Annotated in this window: 1 protein-coding gene; it reads left to right on the top strand. The window is 74.0% G+C overall.

The genetic code is table 11. The annotated features are described in order from the left end of the window. Positions 1-2: 2 nt before the first annotated feature. Positions 3-642, top strand: a 640-nt coding sequence (locus K3F48_RS23915; protein WP_255609741.1) for a polysaccharide biosynthesis/export family protein, incomplete at its 3' end; no start/stop codon positions are given.

The raw sequence follows: 642 nt of genomic DNA, 5'->3' as shown, positions 1-642 counted from the left end.
TCCTGTGCGGCTGCTCGATGCTTCCGGGCAGCGGTCCGTCGGGCGAATCGATGGTCGAGGCGGGGACGATGGCCGAGGCGGGGACGACGGCCGCGCCCGCCTATGTGGCGGTGGAGATCGACGACGCCAGCCTGAATGTGCTGGCGCGGCGGCCGGAGCCCTCGCTGGTCGGCTCCTTCGGCGATCATCGGCCGCCGGCCTCGCAGCCGATCGGCGTCGGCGACGTCCTGCAGATCACCTTGTGGGAGGCGGCGGGCGGCGGCCTGTTCTCCTCCGGCGGGGCCGACCGCACCGGCCCGGGCTCGCGCTCGGCGACGATTCCCGATCAGACGGTCGGGCGCGACGGCTCGGTGACCGTGCCCTACGCCGGGCGCATCCAGGTCGCGGGCCGCAGCCAGCAGGATGTGGAGGCGGTCATCGTCGAGCGGCTGCGCGGCAAGGCGATCGAGCCGCAGGCGCTGGTGACGGTGACGCGCAACGTCAGCAATATGGCGACGGTGACCGGCGAGGTGTCGCAGGGCGCGCGCGTGCCGCTGACGCTGCGCGGCGACCGGGTGATGGAGGTGATCGCCTCGGCCGGCGGCTTCCGCACGCCGGTTCACGAGACCTTCGTGAGCCTGACCCGCGGCGACCGCACGGCGC

It is taken from the genome of Methylosinus sp. Sm6 (assembly GCF_019802345.1).
Taxonomy (GTDB): domain Bacteria; phylum Pseudomonadota; class Alphaproteobacteria; order Rhizobiales; family Beijerinckiaceae; genus Methylosinus.
This window is presented reverse-complemented; position numbering and strand designations above follow the sequence as displayed.